Annotated in this window: 21 protein-coding genes; 18 read left to right on the top strand and 3 right to left on the bottom strand. The window is 40.2% G+C overall.

Annotated features, from left to right (window positions below):
• The first annotated feature begins 45 nt into the window (after nt 1-45).
• Complete coding sequence (locus Q8G36_RS09495) at nt 46-621, top strand: TetR/AcrR family transcriptional regulator (protein ID WP_305159718.1); 576 nt, start codon at nt 46-48, stop codon at nt 619-621.
• Between the two features lie 164 nt (nt 622-785).
• Here the strand turns inward: Q8G36_RS09495 and yhfH are convergent, their stop codons facing one another.
• Nucleotides 786-914 carry a protein YhfH gene (gene yhfH / locus Q8G36_RS09490; protein WP_065310849.1) on the bottom strand — a complete coding sequence of 43 codons (129 nt, stop codon included), beginning with the start codon at nt 912-914 and terminating at the stop codon, nt 786-788.
• Between the two features lie 173 nt (nt 915-1,087).
• On the opposite strand from yhfH, the gene Q8G36_RS09485 reads away from it, so the two are divergent.
• The 9 genes from Q8G36_RS09485 to Q8G36_RS09450 all read left to right on the top strand — a co-directional run bounded on the left by Q8G36_RS09485 (nt 1,088) and on the right by Q8G36_RS09450 (nt 8,706).
• Entirely contained in the window at nt 1,088-1,822 is a 735-nt protein-coding gene (locus Q8G36_RS09485; RefSeq protein ID WP_305159719.1) for an MBL fold metallo-hydrolase, read from the top strand.
• Nucleotides 1,823-1,863: 41 nt separating this feature from the next.
• Nucleotides 1,864-2,853 carry a lipoate--protein ligase gene (locus Q8G36_RS09480; RefSeq protein ID WP_305159720.1) on the top strand — a complete coding sequence of 330 codons (990 nt, stop codon included), beginning with the start codon at nt 1,864-1,866 and terminating at the stop codon, nt 2,851-2,853.
• Between the two features lie 178 nt (nt 2,854-3,031).
• Nucleotides 3,032-4,576 (top strand): fatty acid--CoA ligase family protein, encoded by a 1,545-nt coding sequence (locus Q8G36_RS09475; protein ID WP_305159721.1) that lies wholly within the window; start codon nt 3,032-3,034, stop codon nt 4,574-4,576.
• A gap of 177 nt (nt 4,577-4,753) precedes the next feature.
• On the top strand, nt 4,754-5,281 hold the full coding sequence (locus tag Q8G36_RS09470; RefSeq protein WP_305159722.1) for an HD domain-containing protein: 528 nt from the start codon (nt 4,754-4,756) through the stop codon (nt 5,279-5,281).
• A gap of 180 nt (nt 5,282-5,461) precedes the next feature.
• On the top strand, nt 5,462-5,596 hold the full coding sequence (locus tag Q8G36_RS09465) for a hypothetical protein (protein WP_305159723.1): 135 nt from the start codon (nt 5,462-5,464) through the stop codon (nt 5,594-5,596).
• A gap of 58 nt (nt 5,597-5,654) precedes the next feature.
• Nucleotides 5,655-5,834: a hypothetical protein gene (locus Q8G36_RS09460; protein WP_305159724.1), complete on the top strand. Its 180-nt coding sequence runs from the start codon at nt 5,655-5,657 to the stop codon at nt 5,832-5,834.
• Between the two features lie 29 nt (nt 5,835-5,863).
• Nucleotides 5,864-6,049: a LuxR C-terminal-related transcriptional regulator gene (locus tag Q8G36_RS29205; protein WP_370694031.1), complete on the top strand. Its 186-nt coding sequence runs from the start codon at nt 5,864-5,866 to the stop codon at nt 6,047-6,049.
• Between the two features lie 457 nt (nt 6,050-6,506).
• Nucleotides 6,507-7,772 carry a M48 family metallopeptidase gene (locus Q8G36_RS09455; protein WP_305159725.1) on the top strand — a complete coding sequence of 422 codons (1,266 nt, stop codon included), beginning with the start codon at nt 6,507-6,509 and terminating at the stop codon, nt 7,770-7,772.
• A 124-nt stretch (nt 7,773-7,896) separates the two neighbouring features.
• On the top strand, nt 7,897-8,706 hold the full coding sequence (locus Q8G36_RS09450) for a YitT family protein (RefSeq protein ID WP_305159726.1): 810 nt from the start codon (nt 7,897-7,899) through the stop codon (nt 8,704-8,706).
• Nucleotides 8,707-8,778: 72 nt separating this feature from the next.
• Here Q8G36_RS09450 and Q8G36_RS09445 read toward each other — a convergent pair whose 3' ends face one another.
• Complete coding sequence (locus Q8G36_RS09445) at nt 8,779-9,015, bottom strand: IDEAL domain-containing protein (RefSeq protein WP_034314641.1); 237 nt, start codon at nt 9,013-9,015, stop codon at nt 8,779-8,781.
• 320 nt (nt 9,016-9,335) lie between these two features.
• Between Q8G36_RS09445 and Q8G36_RS09440 the strand changes: the two genes are divergently transcribed.
• From Q8G36_RS09440 to Q8G36_RS09425, 4 genes are all read left to right on the top strand, one after another.
• The gene (locus tag Q8G36_RS09440) at nt 9,336-9,899 is read left to right on the top strand and encodes a competence protein ComK (protein WP_305159727.1); all 564 of its coding nucleotides are present in this window, start codon (nt 9,336-9,338) and stop codon (nt 9,897-9,899) included.
• 1,354 nt (nt 9,900-11,253) lie between these two features.
• The gene (locus Q8G36_RS09435; protein ID WP_305159728.1) at nt 11,254-11,379 is read left to right on the top strand and encodes a hypothetical protein; all 126 of its coding nucleotides are present in this window, start codon (nt 11,254-11,256) and stop codon (nt 11,377-11,379) included.
• 2 nt (nt 11,380-11,381) lie between these two features.
• Nucleotides 11,382-11,636, top strand: coding sequence for a hypothetical protein (locus Q8G36_RS09430; RefSeq protein ID WP_305159729.1), 255 nt, complete (start codon nt 11,382-11,384; stop codon nt 11,634-11,636).
• 1 nt (nt 11,637) lies between these two features.
• Entirely contained in the window at nt 11,638-11,886 is a 249-nt protein-coding gene (locus Q8G36_RS09425; protein ID WP_305159730.1) for a hypothetical protein, read from the top strand.
• Between the two features lie 312 nt (nt 11,887-12,198).
• Here Q8G36_RS09425 and Q8G36_RS09420 read toward each other — a convergent pair whose 3' ends face one another.
• On the bottom strand, nt 12,199-12,570 hold the full coding sequence (locus tag Q8G36_RS09420; protein ID WP_305159731.1) for a hypothetical protein: 372 nt from the start codon (nt 12,568-12,570) through the stop codon (nt 12,199-12,201).
• A 292-nt stretch (nt 12,571-12,862) separates the two neighbouring features.
• Here Q8G36_RS09420 and Q8G36_RS09415 point away from each other — a divergent pair, with 292 nt between their 5' ends.
• The 4 genes from Q8G36_RS09415 to addA all read left to right on the top strand — a co-directional run bounded on the left by Q8G36_RS09415 (nt 12,863) and on the right by addA (nt 21,498).
• Entirely contained in the window at nt 12,863-13,477 is a 615-nt protein-coding gene (locus tag Q8G36_RS09415; protein ID WP_305159732.1) for a TVP38/TMEM64 family protein, read from the top strand.
• Between the two features lie 33 nt (nt 13,478-13,510).
• On the top strand, nt 13,511-14,074 hold the full coding sequence (gene lepB / locus Q8G36_RS09410; protein WP_305159733.1) for a signal peptidase I: 564 nt from the start codon (nt 13,511-13,513) through the stop codon (nt 14,072-14,074).
• Nucleotides 14,075-14,273: 199 nt separating this feature from the next.
• Entirely contained in the window at nt 14,274-17,771 is a 3,498-nt protein-coding gene (addB, locus tag Q8G36_RS09405) for a helicase-exonuclease AddAB subunit AddB (RefSeq protein ID WP_305159734.1), read from the top strand.
• Complete coding sequence (gene addA / locus Q8G36_RS09400; protein ID WP_305159735.1) at nt 17,764-21,498, top strand: helicase-exonuclease AddAB subunit AddA; 3,735 nt, start codon at nt 17,764-17,766, stop codon at nt 21,496-21,498. Before addB ends, addA begins: the two co-directional genes overlap by 8 nt.
• Nucleotides 21,499-21,541 lie beyond the last annotated feature (43 nt).

Here is a 21,541-nt window from a genome sequence, read left to right as displayed (position 1 = left end):
AACATAATGACTGTTTTGTCCGTTTGGTCAGGATTGAGGTGGGAAATGTCTGTTGATCGTAAAAAATTAATTTTAGAAGCCGCGACCAAGTCGTTTTCACTTTTTGGATATAAGGCTACGACGATGGATCAAGTCGCTAAAATTGCCAATGTGGGAAAAGGGACCATTTATACCTTTTATAAAAATAAAGAAGAGCTGTTTAAAGAAATCGTTCAGCGGATGATAGAGGAAATGAAATATGAGGCGGAACAATCTTTGGATGACCAACTCTCCTTTTTTGAAAATCTGCATCGGGCCGTTTATCGAATTCTGGAGTTCAGGCAGGAACATCAATTATCTTTAAAACTTCTTCAGGAAGAGCGGGAAATTGGTACGCCGGCCGTTCAGGAAATGGTTAATGAAATGGAAGAAGCCATTGTATCCTACATTAAGGAAAAACTTAAAATAGCGATTGATAAGGGCTATATACAGCCTTGCGATCCAGAGATAACAGCTTTCCTGATGCTAAAGATGTACCTTGCCCTGATTTTTGATTGGGAAAGGAACCATGACCCATTAGAGAAAGCGGAAATTGCTGAATTATTTAAAATATATTTGTTCAAAGGATTATCCGTTACGTGATAATTCTATTTTTTTGCTGAAAGGCAATGAATCCCAATAAAAAAAGAAGAGATACCAATCATCGGTATCTCTTCTTTTTATTGGGGATGTTTTCCAGCTGTGAAACCGAACCTTATATGAAATCATCCTGCTATTTGGGAAGTGGATGGTGAAACACAAGACTACTACTCTCCAGAAAGGCAATGATCACAGTGGTTTCCGTAACATTCGTGCTGTTCTTCAATTTTTTTTCCACATTCCGTGCATTGTTTCGGAGGCAGGTTTTTAAAGAACTCAACGCTACTTTGAATCATGAACATCATCTCCTGGTTTTTTTTATTATTCGCTTTTCTATGGTTTTATTGTATTATAACAGATTTGCGATGTCAATGAATGTTTTATAACATAAGTAAAAAAGGTGAAATAAGGGCAAGAATAGTTTATATTAATGGGGAAGTCATTGAGAGAAAAAAAGGAGTGCCTAAGCATGAAAATCACCGTAATTGGCTGCTGGGGCGGTTATCCAGCTAAAAATGAGGCAAGTTCCGGCTATTTGCTTGAATATGAAGATTTTCGCATTCTGCTTGATTGTGGCAGCGGTGTTCTATCACAGCTGCAAAACCATATGAAGCCGGAGGATCTTGGTGCAGTTGTATTGTCCCACTATCATCCGGATCATGTAGCGGATATTGGTGTCCTGCAGCACGCTGCGTTCATACAGCAGATATTGGGCAGCGAAAAAAGGACCATTCCTATTTATGGTCATGATTTGGACGAAGTCGAATTTGGTAAGTTAACTTATAAAGACGTGACAAAGGGGATAGCCTACTCTGCTGATCAACCCTTGACCATTGGCCCGTGTAAATTTACATTCATGAAAACAAAACATCCAGTCCCTTGTTTTGCAATGAAGATTGAAGCTGAAAATCATTCAATAGTTTACACAGGTGACAGTTCATATATGGATGAGCTTGCAGATTTCGCTAAAGACGCAAATGTTTTATTATGTGAAAGTAATTTTTACAGTGATATGGATGGTTCAAAGGCGGGGCATATGACGGCAAGAGAAGCGGGCATGCTAGCAGAAAAGGCAGACGTCCAGCTTTTGCTGTTAACTCATCTCCCTCATTATGGGAATCTTGATCAACTGAAAAAAGAAGCATCCGAGGTATTCAAAAGGGAAATAGCTGTAGCTAAAACCAATCTCGAATTCCAACTATAAATGAAACATCAGTGATATGAAGTCTACAAGGAGGAACACCTGTGCTTTTTATAGATAATAAGGGAATTACAGATCCAAGAATTAACCTGGCCATCGAAGAATATGCGCTTAAACATTTAAATATAGATGAAACCTATCTTCTATTTTATATTAATCGTCCTTCAATCATCATAGGTAGGAATCAAAATACGATTGAAGAAATCAATGCCGATTATGTAGATGAAAATGGCATTACAGTTGTTCGCCGCCTTTCCGGGGGTGGAGCGGTTTATCATGACCTAGGGAATCTCAATTTCAGTTTCATTACGAGGGATGATGGGGATAGTTTCCATAATTTCAAGAAATTTACCCAGCCTGTCGTGGAAACGCTTGAGAAACTTGGAATACATGCTGAATTGAGCGGTCGTAACGATATTCTTGCTGAAGGAAAGAAAATCTCGGGAAACGCGATGTTTTCAACGAAGGGCAGAATGTTCAGTCATGGGACATTGCTGTTTCAATCAGAAATGGATCACATTGTATCCGCTTTAAAAGTGAAAAAAGATAAAATCGAGTCCAAAGGGATTAAATCGATAAGAAGCCGTGTCGGTAATATCGCTGATTTCTTAAAAGAACCGATGTCTGTTGAAGAGTTCCGTTCATTCCTTCTGCAAAATATTTTCAAAGATAGCGGAAAGGTTACAGAGTATGTTTTAACGGAGATGGATTGGGAGAAAATTCACAAAATCTCGGAAGAAAGATATCAAAACTGGGAGTGGAATTACGGAAAATCACCTAAATTCAACTTGCAAAACTCACATAGATTCGCTGTGGGATCTGTTGACATCCGCCTTGAAGTGAACAGGGGAATCATTGAGAATTGTAAAATCTACGGTGATTTCTTCGGGGTCGGAGAGATTGCGGATATTGAACAAAAGCTTACTGGAACACGCTATGAAAAGGAAGCAATCGGCAGTGTACTAGATGAAATTGATGTTCGTCATTATTTTGGCAATGTAACGAAAGAAGAAATATTGGCTTTAATATATTAAGCCAGAAAAGCCGTCCCGACATAATAGGACGGCTTTTGTGCTAATAATGGCAGTAATTTCTTGAATATGGATAAAATTGTTGCTGTGATTGCTTTCTTTTAATATAATGAAAATGTATTTAGTTTACCATAAAAATGAATGATTGTTCATTCATGCTATTTGCAGGGGAGGGAGAAAGATGAATTTATCTGAACAGCTTCATCAAATGGCTTTAAAAAAGGCTGATAAGCCAGCATACTACTTTATGGATCAATCCACTTCATATGGGGAATTGGATAAAGCCGTGACGAAGTTCGCAGACGAATTACATAGGCTTGGTGTTTCAAACGGTGATAACGTTGCCCTGTTATTGGGAAACTCTCCACATTTCATCATTTCGTTGTATGGAGCTATGCGAGCAGGGGCGACCGTAATTCCCGTCAATCCAATTTACACACCTGACGAGATTGGTTACATCCTGAATAATGGCGATGTAAAGGTTGTTGTGGCATTAGATAAGCTTTTACCCTTACTAGAGAAAATGGACCCGATCCTCTCAAGCGTAGAACAATATGTAATTTGTGAAACGCAGCCGGATAATGGGGATATAAGCAAATTTAACATCTACCCAAAAATGAAATCGTTTACAAAAATGATCGAATCGGGGGATGACGGCTTTAAAGGTCCAGAACTGGATCCTGAAGATACGGCAATCATACTCTATACTTCCGGGACAACGGGGAAACCAAAGGGGGCCATGCTTACACATACCAATATATTTTCCAATGCACATGATGTTGGTGAATATTTAAAAATCACGGAAAATGACCGTGTCATTACGACATTGCCAATGTTCCATGTTTTCAGTTTAACGGTAGTTGTGAATGCCCCATTGATAAGCGGAGGTACGCTTTTAATTGTCCCGCAATTCAGTCCAAAGGAAATATTCAGGCAAATCAAAAAATACGATGCAACCGTTTTTGCTGGAGTGCCTACGATGTATAACTTTCTTTTCCAATATCCAGATGCGAAAGAAGATGCTTTGAAGTCGTTGCGGATATGCATATCGGGCGGATCCGCCATGCCAGTGTCCCTGCTTGAATCATTCGAGCGGAAATTTAATGTCAGGGTTTCAGAAGGATATGGCTTATCCGAAGCATCCCCTGTTACCTGCTTCAACCCTTTGGATCGTCCAAGGAAGGCGGGGTCCATCGGAACCTCCATTCTTAGGGTGGAAAACAAAGTGGTCAATGAGCTTGGAGAAGAAGTGCCGATCAATGGGGTAGGGGAATTGATTGTCAGAGGTCCGAATGTAATGAAGGGTTATTATGAAATGCCTGAAGAATCAGCCGCTGTCTTGAAAAATGGCTGGTTATATACAGGCGATTTAGCCAGGGTGGATGATGAAGGCTATTTTTTCATTGTAGATCGTAAAAAGGAGCTTATCATCGTCGGTGGCTATAATGTCTATCCACGTGAAGTGGAGGAGGTTCTGTATGCCCATCCAGAAGTAGTTGAGGCAGCAGCCATAGGCGTTCCCGATCCCAATCAAGGAGAAGTGGTTAAATGCTTTGTGGTAAAGAAAAATAATGCATTGACCGAGGAAGAACTGCTTGCCTATTGCCTGGAATACTTGGCCAAATATAAGGTGCCGGCAAAAATTGAGTTTTTGGATGAACTTCCAAAAAATGCGACTGGTAAAATATTACGCCGCTCCTTGAAAAACCATGTACTGCAAAACTGAATATTCATTGATCATAAGGGGATCATTGCCGATAAACGGCAATGGTCCTTTTTTTGTACAACCAAAGTGTATCAGGCTGCATAAAATATATTGGCGCATCTTAAAACCTTGATTCTTGTTTCGAAAAGAGTTATGATTGTCATTAAAAATTTCCACATAATTGTAAGGAGGGGTTAGATGAGAGATGTAAAGCTTTTAGATATTTTTACACATCCCATTGCTCAAAAATACTTGAACCGTTCAGGTCTGGCACATGCAATTGCGGTAGCATACCATTCGTTTCACTTAGCAAACGAATACAATATAGACCCTGATATTGCAGCTAAAGCTGGACTTTTGCATGATATGGGTCATTTCACCTGGTATCGCAATGGTAAATGGGATTATGATATGTATAAACAAAATGATATCCATCCCATCAAAGGTGCAGAACGGGCACATAAACTGTTAATCCGCTTGGGAGAAAACCCGATAAAGGCAAAGACCATTTCCCTCGCCATTTTATTTCACACCGATTCGTTCTTACCTTCAAATGATATCATTCGTACACCGCTTCAACAAGTCGTCAAATGGGCCGACGAAAAAGATGAAGAAGAAGGTGGAAAACACCATTATCGCAAAATTGATTTTCTCCGGGCAAAGGAGAGCATCATGAAACTTGATACGCTCATAGATGAGGAACAAAGAAGAAGGCTATCATCCTGAAGGCAAACGGGTTGATAGCCTTTTTACTTTCAGGAGGTCCACATTTTAAGCATTTTACAGTTTAAATTTGTTTTCAGGTGAATTTTTGATGTGAAATATAGACCAATAGAACTATTAGTGGCGGACAATTATAAAAAATTACCGGATTTATAACAAATAATGAAAGTAACAGGTGAAGTTATGAAGTCGATTAAGCTAATGATATATGGTGGTCAGGGAGGACTTGAGGGAATCATCGAAAAAGAAGAAGACATTAAGGACATAGGGGTAACTAGGAAAGAATGGAAGTTCTTGATTCCGATCATCCATCATTAGTCATGCCAGATGTTATTCTTATTGATGCCCGGTCATCAGGGAAGTTGGACAGGAAGTCATGCCAATCCTAAAGGAAAACCATCCATCCACTCCTTTCCTCATTTTTACTGCTTATTCAGAAGATCATTATCTTATCGAAGCCATATGCCATGGTGCTGCAGGTTATGTGTTACAGGATGGCGGAATGAAACAAGTGCTGTCGTGTCGGCAATCCGTCAATGTGCCAACGGTCAGATAGTTTATCCTGCCTCATTTAAATCAATTTTAATGAAGAAGCTACAGCAGGATGTTGAAAGATCACCAGTAACTTTGGATAAGGCAATAGAAAAATTGTGGGCCTTTTCTAAACGAGAGTATGAGCTGCTTCCCCTGCTAATACAAGGCGAAACGAATCAGCAAATTACAAAAAAACTTTTTCTATCCATCGGCACGGTAGTATTTACAGAAAACTGAATGTTAATAATCGACCGGAGCTTATGGCACTTTTGTATAGTTTTCAAAATAGCGGGATGAGGGGATGACAACTCAGGCCCGCCTTCCTTTAATCGGCTTCTTTCATAAATGGCCTTTACACGGATTCTTTATCTAATTCACATTCCAAAAACTTTGATGAAACGATTTTCATCAAAGCAATTAGTGGCGGCAAAGGGACAAATTCGTCGTTACCTTAAACCTCCCAGCCGTTTTTTTATGTTTCTGCATATACATCATTCCGCCTCCTCGTATGTCCATGAAAGTACATTTTTGACTGAAGGTGCATTCTGTGAACTCTTAAGGTTGATAATCCAAGAATAAAAAATAAAAATGAAGAAGGTTTAAAGGAATAAATAATATAGAAGGGAAATGCGGTTCTAACCTGTCCATTTTGGATTAAACTATTAAGAGGGAGATTCGTTTAAGGAGGGGCATCATGGTAAGAAAATGGGCTGGAAGAGCGATTCTATTATATATCCTTTATGCAGCAGCGATGTATTGGTATATTTTTTATGGAGCTGATACCTCCATTCCCGAAGCTTTGCGTGGAACTGCAGCAGATCCTGCAACATTCCTGAATGCAAGGGAACTAAAGCTTAGCGAAGAGTATTCAGAACTGCGGAATTTTATTTTTTTCGTATCCACGCCATATGAATGGCTGCTGTATTTCTTCATTTTATTATTTGGTTTTTCAAAAGTATTCGAAAAATCGTCAATGGCAGTCTCGAGACGGAAAGTGATCAGAACGGGCATTTACTTATTCTGGCTCTCCGTTATTTCTTACCTGGCACTGTTTCCAATCAGTTTCATTGGATATCGGATGAGCAAGAGTTACCAAATAAGTACACAAAGTTTCACTTCGTGGATGAAGGATGGAGTCATCGAATTCTGGGTGAATTTTGGGATGATGTTCATCATCGTTTCCGTTTTATATTGGTTAATGAAGAAAAGTGTGAAGAAGTGGTGGCTCTATGCTTGGATGTTGTCCATTCCATTTACCTTGTTCCTGATGTTTGTTCAGCCTGTATTGATCGATCCGCTGTATAATGAATTCTATCCGCTCAAAAATAAAGAACTGGAAACGGAAATATTGGCACTTGCCTCACAGGCTGAAATTCCGGCTGAACACGTGTATGAAGTAAATATGGCGGAAAAGACAAATGCCTTGAATGCATACGTGACCGGTATAGGTTCCAACTCAAGAATAGTCCTTTGGGATACGACCCTGAACAAACTGAAAGAAGATGAAATCCTTTTTATCATGGCTCATGAAATGGCTCATTATGTGGAAAAGCACATTTATATAGGGATTGCAGGTTATTTAGGACTGACTTTAATCGGTTTGTGGCTGACATCGAAAATCATGAATTTTATTATTAGACGCTGGGGCGATCTGTTAAAGGTCCGTTCGGTTGACAGCATTTCTTCTCTTCCATTATTTCTCTTAATAACGTCCGTGCTGCTCTTTGCTTCAAGTCCGCTGTCCAATTATGTTTCCAGATATCAAGAAACAAGGGCTGACCGTTATGCCATTGAAATGACCGGGGATAAAGAATCAGCTATCACGACGTTCCAGGAACTCACGAGGTCGGGTTTGAGTCAGGTCAACCCACCATTCCTGGTTAAATGGCTGCGATATTCCCATCCAACCATGCTTGAGCGGATTTCAACAGTTGAAAATGCAGATACAAAGGGTGATTGAAAGCCAGCTGAAAACCAGCTGGCTTTTTTTTTTGGAAAGTTTCAGAAAAAACTATTATTTTTAAAAATCTTAGGTTCTCTACTATAATAAATTAAATTCCCAGTTCGTTTTAAGGAGATCGGATATGTATAATGTACTTTTCATCACTTTAGGCTCAGTGCTTGTTGCAGTAGCCTACAACTTATTTTTGATACCTCATTTAATTTTAAGCAGCGGACTTAGTGGACTTGCGATTATGTTCGGAATCATTACCCCAGTCAACACAGGGATATTGAATTTTATGTTGAACCTGCCATTGCTGATTCTTGGATACCTGAAATTAGGGAGACGCTTTATCACCTATACGATATTATCAGTTGTCGTGATTTCGGTCAGTTTATACCTCATTCCTGTTCACGGAATATCCACTGAACCGATTTTGTCTTCTTTATTTGGCGGAATCATATCGGGGTTCGGTATAGGCATCATCTTTCGTGCTTCGGGGTCTTCGGGCGGTTTTGATATCATTGCCATGCTATTGGCTAAGAAGAGCGACTTTCCACTTGGTACATTGCTTTCGGTGATGAATGCAGTTGTGGTGGTTATCTCAGGCTTCATCTTTGGGTGGGATGCTGCATTATATACGCTGATTTCCATTTATGCAGCAGGAAAGGTGATTGATACGATCCATTCCAATCACATTAAATTAACATTGATGATCGTTACCAAAAAGAGTGATGAAATGAAAAATAAGCTCCTGACCAACCTATATCGCGGAATTACAGTCATGGATGGTGAAGGTGCATATTCAGGAGAAAAGAGTAAAGTAATGATGACAGTCATTACACGTTATCAGTTAACCGATGTAAAAACGATGATAAAAGAAGTGGATCCGAATGCTTTTGTCAATATAACCGAAACAGCCGAGGTCATGGGGATGTTTCATAAAGAGTGATGATAATTAGAAAAGCCTCCCAACATTATGGGAGGCTTTTTTGATCATTAGGCTGTTTTTTAGTCATGCATTTTAATTTCCAAACTGTTTTAGTAAAACGTTCATTTCAGAACTTAGTTTTAAGAATAAAGGTTTGTTTTTCATATCCAAGGCTTCATCGATTTGTTTTGCAAGGATATTCTTTTTGGTAGTAAGGACGGCTTCCTGAATAATCATATCAATTAACATTTCCTGAACCACGGCATCGTTTTTCATTTCGCTCATTGATAAGGACTTCACTGACTCTGAATAAGATTTTTCATTTTTCAAAGTTACCACCCCTGACCCTTTTTATTATTATATGGATTTGAGCGGATAAAATCAACTGAAAATTTAAAAAATTTAAATCCTAATAGAGAATGTGTCGTTTAAATGACGAAAAAGCCACTTTATAAAAGAATTTTTAATTTTTTGTGAACTTGCTTTTTATGTTTAAGGGTTGTGCTATTATAGTGAGTAATTTAACATACATTTACTATCTCCCTTCACTCTTCTTGGACAATGGGGAATGGAAGGGTTCAAGCAATTAAGAGGATAAGCTTTGGTCAAGTAAAAGCGGTGTTTAGCAATGAGGAAGAGGTGGATTAAAAATGAAGGAAAATAATCAGGGTATCATCGAGGAATACGAAATCACGCCACATACACTAATGGTTTCGCCAATTAATTACGGCAGTAAAATATATGCCCGCATCGTTGAAATGGAGGACGAGTTCATCTCCCCGTTTAAACCTATGGAAATAATAAAGAAAAGCTGTGAGTTCTTCGGATCAAGTTATGAAGGACGCAAGCGAGGCACGAAACAGCTCATAAACATCACACATAAAGCGCCTATTGCGATTGATCCGACCAGTTCGATTTTCTTCTTTCCCACTACATCTCCGTTGCGTCCTCAATGCATCTGGTTATCACATGAGCATGTGGTATCCTATGATCGCCTGGATTCCAAACATACAACCATCACATTCAGGAATAGACAAACCATCGATATAGAAGTATCATGCAGTTCTTTCGAAAACCAGCTGCACCGGACATCTTTTTTAAAAACGAAATTGATCCAGAGGATTGAGGAAACAAAGAGGAAATCATTCTATCTGTTCACCGAAGCAAATGGGGCAAAGGCTTCAGAGGTAAAGTCAATGTATATACCACGGTAGAGGGGTTTCAGGGATAATCATAGAAGAATGCAAACGGGATTCATTCAAAATTAAAGCAAGCCCTTCTTATATTTCAATGCTTTCTTTAGCAAAAGGGTTTAAGGCATAACGAAAGCCCTTCTCATATGAGAAGGGCTTTCGAATTAATCTCCAAATAACTCATCCATAAATTTTCAAAGTCTTCTTTGACAAACCATCGATATTCAACATATCTCCACCTTTTGCCTTATTAGGATAATTTAGTATATACCTTCATCGTCTTTACAATAATTTTCTGGATCTGTAGAAGTTAGCTGCATACAGTTTAAATATATGTATCATAAGATCTAAAATTACTTGAAATTTGTACAGACTTCTTCTCTCAAATGGTTCAGGAATAGAGGTGATTCAATTAAAAATAGGATTACAATGGAGAGAATGCTAAATTTCATTATTGCAAAATCATTCTAAAATGAAACTACCTATTAAAGTGATAAAAAAACATGTTCCCCCAATAAAAAGTGCCTTTTTGGGGATTGTTAATTGCTTTTCAAGGTAATATATATACCCAAAAATGAAAGAAGTTCCTAATATAAGAATAATGTGATCGACTTCAAAACCTAGAATTGTATAGTTATACCGGTATACTTTTAATATAACCGATAACGAATACTCCTATTGCAATATATCCAAGTATAGAATTTATTACAAAGCTACTCTTCTTCATAATTTCCCCCATCTTTATTTTGACAGTACTTCATAAGCACCCGTACATCATTATTTAAGGCGACATGCCGTAAATCAATATGAGGGTATAAAGATTTATACGTTTTGGAACTTTTCTCTTTTTCTGACCCCGATGTATAATTTCTGTCTCTATATAACCCTTATTATCTCTTTCCACTAACTCTTCGGGAGAGGTCTTGTACTTTCCGTCTACTTTGTTATGTATTTCTTCTGGATAAATACATAACAAAGTTTTCGAAATCAATATCGACTTTCTGAGTTTAGACAAAATATTTCCCGCTATTTAGTTCTAATAAATTGTACACCATATATATACTATGTTTGGATATAATTAAATGTTTTTAGAATATTTATATGTAGTGTAGTTCAACAATTCAAATTTATTCGATGGAAAATCATTTGCTGATAAAGTTCCAATTAAAAACAATATCAGTTTATTCTTAACCACATTTGAAACATCCCGTCACGATAAATCCTCAAATTTACTGATTAAGCCTAACTTGTCTCTCAAATAAGATAGTGGATGTTATTCTCTATTTCTTCTAATGAAGGTTTATAACAATCTTTTGCAAAAACGTTGTGCTGACTCTAAAATGTATTGACGAATAGTATAAGTAAGGAGCTAATTGTGCAAAGGGCTTATGTAACAAAAAGGGGAGAAAGGACGATGACAGTCCTCAGTTCCTATAATGGGGAAGAGGAGATTATACCAGAAGGTACAGTGCCGAATATGGAGGGACATTCTGCCGTTTAATCATGAAGAACAAAGGCGATGCTATACATACAGCAAACTTAATGAAGGATGCCATAACAAGGGAGCTTGAAGTAACCGGTCAGTTAAATGTAAAAGGTTTCTTAGGAGTGACGTTTAAGGATTTGAAAGGGAATGTATTCGGGTCCCTTTGTGTAATGGACAAGGAGGAAAAGGTGTTTTCAGGAGAAGATATTAACTATCTGAAATCCATGGCAGACATTTTATCCCACATGATAAAGCTCAATCACAAAGTATAGTATGGTCTTTTTATGCGTACCGATCATCCCGATTACTAAAGGCATTTCCATTCTTTCGATACAGGGAATTGTTGACCGTAATCGATCAGGGCTAATCATGAGTGATGTGTTACATTCTGCAGCGGATAGTGATATTGATTGCTTTATCATTGATTTGTCGAAGCTCCTAGTAAAGGGTGTCACTCCAAGCTTTGCCAAGGAGCATGTAAATAACTTTGATTTAAAGAATCTCAAAACAAAAAATGATTAAGGGTATTCAGTATGCACTTGATTACATAGGTTATGCTTGATCGAAAAGTAATATTTAATAGAGCTAAATCCATGGTTTGAACTAGCCAATTAAAGTATGATAATGGAAAATCCAAACAGGTAAAAGGAAGTTAGTGAGTCTTATCGATCTTAATTCTGAAAAATTGAAATCCCTTATCTTTATGCCAGGAAAAATGGGCAGCTTTTTTAATGGTCATACTTTTTTAAATCCAAGGGCATCTGTATCCTCCCGGAAAGGCTCCAAACACCCATATTTCACAGGCAAACATATATGGAGGATGCCTGTAACCCGCTATTTCCTTGAACGGTGTTTTTTTTCTAAAAAGTAATAACATAACAAGTCTTCGGTTTTATTGCGAAGGCGGGGATTGAAATAATTATGATGTTCCTCGTATCCTTTATATAAAAAACAATACATCGTGAACGATTCATCGCGTTTGATTTCACTAACCTTTATATTCTCCTTGCGCAAATAGCGCCGTACCTCGGCAAGTTCGTCTTGAACCACTTTTAAAATATGTTCGACTAGCTCCGAATAGGGCCTTTTTAATTTAAACGGACTAATTTCGATGACCTTGAGATCCCGGTTTAAGACTGTAATAACCATAGGGAGGTAGATGGCTTTTTCAATCATATTTCGGTCATCTTCTGGAATGCGGGTCATCTTGACCGCTCCTTTCTAAAATAGCACGTTTTTAATATTAGTATGTATACCTTGTAAAAAAAAAAGAACATTTGTTCTATTTTTTATCCTAATGTATTTTAAGTGTATATGCAAGCAGTTTTGATAAATCAAGAAATATTCGTTAACAAGATTATGTTTTCCGGAGATAGGGAAAGTATGAAGGTATATGGATAATAATTCTTGCAATTTCAGGGGAAAGTGATATATCTAAAATAAACAGTTTTTAATAAGTTTATGCTGCTTTGATAGTAGCATGTCGAGGGAGATAATTATGGATTTGGATACTATACGAGAGTGGTTTACACTTGATAATATATCTGCACTTATTCAGCAATATCGCTCATTCGGTCCAATTCCTGGGATCTTACTGCCGATGCTGGAAGCTTTTTTGCCCTTTTTGCCATTAGTGGTGTTCGTGCTTGCTAATGCAACGGCTTTTGGTCTCTGGTGGGGATTTTTATTTTCTTGGATTGGTGCGGTAGCGGGTTCTTTTTTAATCTTTTTGGTTATTAGAAGATATGGTCAATTGAGGTTTTTCCGATTTTTGCAAAAGCATAAACAGGTGCAAAGGTTGATGGTGTGGGTGGAAAGCCATGGATTCGGTCCTTTGTTCATATTGCTCTGCTTCCCTTTTACACCTTCGGCTATCGTTAATATCGTGGCAGGACTTTCAAAAGTAAGTCCCTTGCAATATGGACTTGCAGTAGTGGGAGGGAAAGCGGTGATGATCTTTACGATCAGCTTCGTAGGTTACGATTTAGTATCATTAATTCATAAGCCTGTGCGTACGATCATTATCGGGATTGTCATCTTTATCCTATGGTATGTGGGGAAAAGACTGGAAGTCAGGTTAAATAAAAGCATGAAGAGAGAAGAAGGACAATAAATTAGTATATAAATGTAGTAGGGGTTGAACTAGATGGAAAAAACAAACAAGAATTCTTTATCCGATTGGATAAAACCAGTGATGATAGCTTTTGTTATTTACATCTTAATCCGTACATTTCTCTTTTCAAGCTATGATGTTGAAGGGAAGTCGATGCAGCCGACCCTTGAAGATGGAAATAAACTTGTCGTGAATAAAATCAATTACCAGATTCATGATATCAACCGTTTTGACATTATTGTTTTTCACGCGAATTCACAAGAAGATTATGTTAAGCGAGTTATAGGGATCGCAGGTGACCGAATTCGTTATAAAGATGATTGGCTTTACGTAAATGGTGAGAAAGTGGATGAGCCTTATCTTGAGAAATTCAAGGAAGGTTTCCCAGGACAGGATTTTACGGGTGATTTTACATTAAAAGAATTGACGGACATGACCAAAGTTCCGGAGGGCAAGCTTTTTGTCATGGGTGATAATCGTCTTGAAAGTGCTGACAGCCGTCACTTTGGTTATATACCGGTTGAAAATGTTGTCGGTAAAGTGGATGTTCGATATTGGCCGGTCAAAGAATTCAATTATAAATTTACAGGTGAATGATTGTATTGATAGTGGAAGCCCGAAAATTATGTGGGCTTTTTCTTTTGGGGAAAAACGCGAACGTACGATTGGTGTTTTTTAAAGGGAAACGGTAAAATAATAGAAAGTAAATCTAATTGGAAACAGAAACCTAGTCATAAAGACGAAAGTATTTCTGGTATGATGGAACTAGATATTATGTTGTAAGGGGGAAAAAGAGATGTCACTCCGTTTTTTACTGGGAAGATCGGGTGCAGGGAAAACTTCGAATATATTGGACGAAATTCGCTCCAAATTGGCAGAAGATCCCGAAGGAAATCCAATTATCTACCTCGTTCCTGATCAGATGACGTTTCTATCTGAATATAAATTAATTAAAACACCAGGCCTTGCCGGAATGATCCGGACACAGGTTTTCAGTTTTAGCAGGCTTGCTTGGCGCGTTCTTCAGGAAACCGGGGGGATGAGCCGGCTGCATTTGGACAGTGTTGGCGTTAATATGTTGATACGGAAGATCATGGATGATAAAAAGGAAGAATTAAAGATGTTTGGTCGATCTGCTGATAAGCAGGGGTTCATTGCACAGATGGAGCTAATGCTGGCTGAGTTCAAGCAGTATTGCATCCAACCTGACGACATTCAAAACTATTTGGCCGAAACCTCACAGGCCGGCAGCGGCATTCAGGATAAACTGTATGATCTTGAATTGGTCTATCAGGCTTTTGAGGATGAAATGGTTAACAAATATTTAGATTCCGAAGATTATTTCACTTTACTGATCGAAAAAATGTCAGAGTCTTCATATATAAGGAATGCGGATATATATATCGATGGTTTTTATAGCTTGACTCCACAGGAATTAGTGATTGTGGAAGAAATGATGAAGCTGTGCAGGAGTGTAACGATCTCGCTGACGTTAGATCAGCCCTACAGACAATCTGCTCCGGATGATTTGCAATTGTTCAGGCAAACAGGGAATCTTTATCATCACCTTTATCAGGCTGGATTGAGGAATGGCATACCCATTTCAGAAGATCGAATCTTAAAAGGAACCGAAAGGTTTGGAAAGAGTCCGGGGCTGAACCATCTGGAAACTTATTTTGCCATTCGTCCTGCACAAACGTTTGAGCAGTCACCAGATGTAACGATCGCCCAGGCAGTTAACCGCAGAGCTGAGATTGAAGGAGTTGCCCGGGACATCTTGTCGCTGGTCAGACAGAAACAGCACCGTTTCCGTGATATAGCGATTTTAGTCCGTAATGGAGAAGCATACGCAGATATTTTACAAACCGTTTTTCGGGATTATCAAATTCCCTTGTTCGTCGATTCCAAACGGACGATGCTGAATCATCCTCTGATCGAACTGATTCGTTCCACTTTGGAGATCATCAATGGCTATTGGCGTTATGAGCCGGTATTTCGTGCAATCAAGACGGAGCTTCTATTTCCGCTGCAAAAAAACCACGATAGGATGCGTGAACAGGTAGATAAGCTGGAAAACTATGTGCTGGCCCGTGGCATTAAAGGAAGCAGGTGGACGTCCAAAGATCGTTGGACCTACCGGCGCTTCCGCGGACTGGAACTCGAGGATCGGAACCAAACGGATAAGGAGATGCAGCTTGAGCAAGAGTTGAATGAGATGAAGCAATTATTTACCGAGCCCATCCTGAAGCTCTCAAAACGTGTTAAAAAGGCTGCTAATGGCAGGGAATTGTGTGAAGCACTTTATCTATATCTTGAAGAATTGCATGTACCGGAAAAATTGGAAAAGCTGAAACAAGAGGCAGAAGAAGCAGGTGATTTAGTATCGGCTAGAGAGCATGAGCAAACATGGAATGCGGTTGTCGACCTATTAGACCAATTCGTTGAACTGCTGAGCGGGGAAGAGCTTTCCATGAAACAGTTTGCGGTAATCATTGAAGCTGGTCTGGAGTCTCTTGAATTTTCTTTGGTACCGCCGGCAATTGACCAAGTATTAGTTGCTAATCTGGATTTATCCCGCCTGGATGATGTGAAGACAGCTTTTGTTATCGGTCTGAACGAAGGGGTTCTGCCAGGAAAAGCTGTATCTGACGGGATATTTTCAGATACTGATCGTGAGGCGCTGCTGGCTGGTGGACTTGATGTTGCCCCAAGTTCAAAAGTGCGCCTGCTGGATGAGGAGTTTACAGCGTACAAAGCATTTACTACGCCTGCTGAGGCCCTTTATTTATCATATCCGCTTGCCGATGAGGAAGGAAAGGCACTTTTACCCTCATCCTATTTAAAACGGGTAAGGGACGTATTGCCTAACGTTTCCGATGTATATTATATGAACGATCCGTCCGATCTGTCTGCTGAGGAACAGGTGAAATATGCTGCAAATCATGATGTGGCCCTATCGTACCTGGCTGCCCAATTGCAGCTGAAAAAAAGGAACTATCCAATCCATTCACTATGGTGGGATGTATATAATGCCATTATGGATGATGAAATGGCCGGTCCTTCAGCAACTAAGGTTTTATCGAGCCTTTTTTATCAAAACAGGACAAAGAAATTATCTGAGGAAACAAGTAAGCAATTATACGGTGAGAGCATTCTTACAAGTGTATCCCGGATGGAAATGTTCAATAGCTGCCCGTTTTCCCATTATGCCGCTCATGGCTTGAAATTGCGGGAACGGCAAATTTTCCGTTTGGATGCACCGGATATAGGCGAGATGTTCCATGGAGCGTTGAAAATGATTTCCGATTACTTAAAGGAACATGATATTCCTTGGTCTACATTGACCTCGGAACAATGCTTGGAGCTGGCTAGAATTGCTGTGGAGAGACTTGCTCCTAAACTCCAAAATCAGATTTTGTTAAGTACGAACCGCCATCACTATTTACGCAGGAAACTGGAACACGTGATTGGACGTGCCTCGATCGTATTAAGTGAACATGCAAAGGTGAGCGGTTTTGCTCCAATCGGATTAGAACTTGGATTCGGAAAAAATGGCGAGCTGCCTCCACTTTCTTTCACATTGAAAAACGGTACGAAGATGGAATTGATCGGGAGGATCGACCGCGTGGATAAAGCGGAAGAAGATGAGGGTGTCTATTTGCGTGTGCTCGATTATAAGTCGAGTGAAAAGGAACTGAACATGAGTGAAGTATATTATGGACTCGCGCTGCAAATGTTGACATACCTTGATATCGTCGTCACCCATTCCAAGTCGCTTATTGGAAAAGAAGCGATTCCAGCCGGCGTTTTGTATTTTCATGTGCATAATCCCGTTGTCAAATCAAAGGGAATGCTCAGTTTGGATAAAATTGAAGAAGAAATTTATAAAAGTTTTAAAATGAATGGACTTGTACTAGATCATTCAAATGTCATTCAGATGATGGATACCTCGCTTGATATTGAAAATTCGGGTAAGTCGGATATCATCCCAGCTGGATTTAAAAAGGACGGATCGCTCCTGGCGGCTTCCAAGGTTGCCAGCAGGGAAGAGTTTTCGCTTCTGAATCATCATGTGCGCCGTATTTATCAGGAGGCTGGTGATCGAATGGTCGATGGTGATGTGGAAATAACGCCATACAAATTAAAGGAAAAAACGCCGTGTACCTTCTGTTCCTTTAAATCTGTATGCCAATTCGACCAGTCACTGGAGGAGAACCAATTCAGGAATTTGGCACAGAAGAAACAAAATGACGTTCTTGAGCTATTAAGGGGGGAGGGGGAGAGCGATGAGTAAAACGAAAATTCCTGCTCTGCCAGGAGACGTGACTTGGACGGAAGATCAATGGAAGGCGATATGGGCTAAAGATCAGGACATACTGGTTGCGGCCGCTGCAGGTTCAGGGAAAACAGCGGTACTCGTCAATCGGATCATTCAAAAAGTCATTTCAGAAGAAGATCCAATCGATGTTGATGAACTGCTCGTGGTTACATTCACCAATGCCTCGGCTGCCGAGATGCGCCATCGGGTAAGTGAGGCATTAGAAAAAGCGATCAATGATAATCCGCATTCACAGCATTTGCGTAAGCAGTTGAGCTTGATTAATCGTGCTTCGATTTCCACACTTCATTCCTTTTGTTTAGAGGTGATCAGGAAGTATTATTATCTGACGGATATCGACCCGGGCTTCCGGATTGCAGATTCTACGGAGATCCAGCTGCTCCGTGATGAAGTGATGGAAGAGCTTTTTGAGGAGCAGTATGGCCAAAGTGATAATGAAGAGTTCTTTAATTTGGTTGATGCTTTCACAAGCGATCGAAACGATGATGCACTTCAGAATATCGTTCGATCGCTGCATGATTTTTCACAATCGAATCCAGACCCGGACCGATGGCTCGATGGTGCCGCTGGCATGTATGAGTTGGCTGATGATGATGGGATTGATGATCTTTCGTTTATCGATTCATTGAAGTTCGATATTGGTTTACAATTGGACACTGCCAGGGATTTATTGGAACGCTCGCTTGCGTTGACAAAAGTCCCTGGGGGGCCGGCACCAAGGGCTGAGAATTATATAGCCGATCTTGCCCTGGTTGCTAAACTTTCGGAAGTGAAGGACCAATCCTGGAATGCTTTTTATGAAGAAATCCAAAACGTGAAATTTGGGACGGTAAAACGCCTTACTGGTACAGATTTTATCAAAGAAGTCACGGATGAGGCTACCAAGTATCGGGATAAGGCAAAGAAGATCATCAAATCGTTACAGGAAGAGTTATTTTCCCGTAAACCGGAAAGCTACTTGCGGGATATAAGGGAGCTCAAGGGTTATGTCGATACACTTGTAATGCTAGTTAAACGGTTTGACGATCGATTCTTTGCTGCAAAAGCAGAAAAGAACTTGGTGGATTTCGCGGATTTGGAACATTATTGTCTTCAAATTTTGACAGGGGAAATTGTGGATGGTGAACGAAAACCTTCAGCGGCAGCCGTCGAATACAGGAACCAGTTCAAAGAGGTACTTGTAGATGAGTATCAGGACACGAACCTGGTTCAGGAATCCATCTTAACACTTGTGACGGCTGACAGCGAATATCATGGGAATCTTTTCATGGTAGGCGATGTTAAGCAGTCCATTTACCGGTTCAGGCTTGCGGAACCGAATCTCTTCCTTGGAAAATACACACGTTTTACCCATGATGGTGTTGATTCCGGACTGAAAATTGATTTGAACCGCAATTTTCGGAGCCGAAAGGAAGTTCTCGATGGGACCAATTTCTTGTTTCAACAGTTGATGGGCATTACAGTCGGTGAGATTGATTATGATGAAGATGCCCAATTGAAAAAAGGTGCTCCATATCCCGAAGACGATCCAAACCCGATCGAACTCCATTTAATTGATGGAACAGCCGATCCGGAAGCTCATTCGGAAACGGAAGGATCGGATGGCGGGTTTGAGGCCGAGGAGCTCGAAAAAGCGCAGCTCGAAGCAAGGCAGATGGCCAAGCTCATTAAAAAGGCTATAAGCGAAAAGCATCGGATATATGATACGAAAACCAAAAAGTACCGATCTGCCACTTATCGAGACATGGTCATTCTTCTTCGTTCGATGCCATGGGCACCGCAAATCATGGAGGAATTTAAAAAACAGGGAATTCCAGTTTACGCCAACTTGTCGACAGGGTATTTTGAAGCGACTGAAGTGGCCATCATGATTTCCTTATTGAAGGTGATTGATAATCCGCAACAGGATATCCCATTGGCATCCGTTCTCCGTTCACCTATCGTCGGGCTGGATGAAGAAGAGATGTCAAAGGTGCGTTTATTCCATACAGGAAGCTATTACGAAGCGCTAGCTGATTTTTACAGAAAGAGTGACCCGGAAGAACATCCGGGGCTTTATGAAAAAGCCTCTGCTTTTTATAAAAAACTAGTGAAGTGGAGGAAGGTTGCCAGGCAGGAGGCATTATCAGATTTGATCTGGCTTCTATATCGCGAAACGCAGTTTTATGATTTTGCAGGTGGGATGCCGGGTGGTAAACAGCGTCAGGCCAATTTAAGAGCGCTGTATGACAGGGCAAGGCAATATGAAGCAAGTTCTTTCCGCGGTCTGTTCCGTTTCTTGCGGTTCATAGAAAGGATGCAAGAACGTGGAGATGATTTAGGGGCAGCTCGGGCTTTAGGGGAACAGGAAGATGTAGTCCGGCTGATGACGATTCACTCGTCAAAGGGGCTTGAGTTCCCGATCGTGTTCATTGCCGGTCTTTCCAAGCAATTCAATATGATGGATTTACGCAAGCCCTATTTACTGGATAAGGATTATGGCTTTGCGGCAAAGTATGTGAATTCCGAATTACGGATAACTTATCCATCCCTCCCTCAATTGGCTTTTAAGAAAAAAAAGCAGCTTGAATTAATTGCCGAGGAGATGCGTGTCCTCTACGTGGCTCTTACAAGGGCTAAGGAAAAGCTTTATTTGATCGCCAGTATCAATGATGCAGAAAAAACGCAGCAGAACTGGGAAAGTAATGCGGCACATGGGGATTGGCTATTAAAGGACTATGTACGGGCAGGTGCAAAAAGTTATCTTGATTGGATTGGTCCATCCCTTGTCCGACATCGGGATTCTCTTGGTGCTGCAGGTCTTGGCTTGGAAATGGAGTCGCATCCATCGAATTGGTCCATTTCCGTCATTCCAAGTGAAGAGCTTGCTGTTCTGGATGAGGAAGAGGCACTAGTTCAAGAGCAAATACTTGATCATGTCCAGAAATCGGAGAAAGTCGGTATCGTTTCCGAGTTTTATGATGATATCAAGGAACAGCTGGAATGGGAGTACCCCGAACATGAGGCGACGGTGTATCGTTCCAAGCAATCCGTTTCCGAACTAAAACGACAATATGAACTTAAGGACGAGCAAAGCTCCACAGAGTTGTTGCGTAAATTTAAGCGTCCTATCACGAAGCGGCCGACTTTCATGCAAGAAAAGTCACTGACTCCTGCTGAAAGGGGTACGATTACACATTTAGTCATGCAGCATATAGATCTATCTAAGGAGATTACCATTCAATCGATTCAGGAACTGAAGGTTGACTTGATTCAACGCGAGTTGTTGACGGAGGAACAGAAAGAAGCTGTGGATCCGGAGACGATCGTCGAATTCTTTGACAGTGAAATCGGACAAAGAATGCAGAGGGCCGAGAGCATTCGCCGTGAAGTCCCATTTACGATGTCGTTGCCTGCAAAGGAAGCTTACGGCGATTGGGCAGCTGGAGATGAAGAGATCCTTATCCAAGGTGTGATTGATTGTATCTTTGAAGATGAACAAGGTCTTGTGCTTCTCGATTATAAAACGGATACAATCACCGGCCGTTTTGCTAGCGGGTATGAAGGGGCTAAAGAGATTCTTGCCGATCGATACCGGATGCAGCTTCAGCTCTATACGAGGGCTGTTGAGGGGATAATGAATAAGAAGGTAACCGGCCGTTACTTGTTTTTCTTTGACGGCTCGCATTTATTGGAAGTATAAGAGAGAAGGAGTGTCCCATTGATGTGGGATACTCTTTTTGGTT

The sequence above is a fragment of the Peribacillus frigoritolerans genome (genome assembly GCF_030676415.1).
Taxonomy (GTDB): domain Bacteria; phylum Bacillota; class Bacilli; order Bacillales; family DSM-1321; genus Peribacillus; species Peribacillus frigoritolerans_A.
This window is presented reverse-complemented; position numbering and strand designations above follow the sequence as displayed.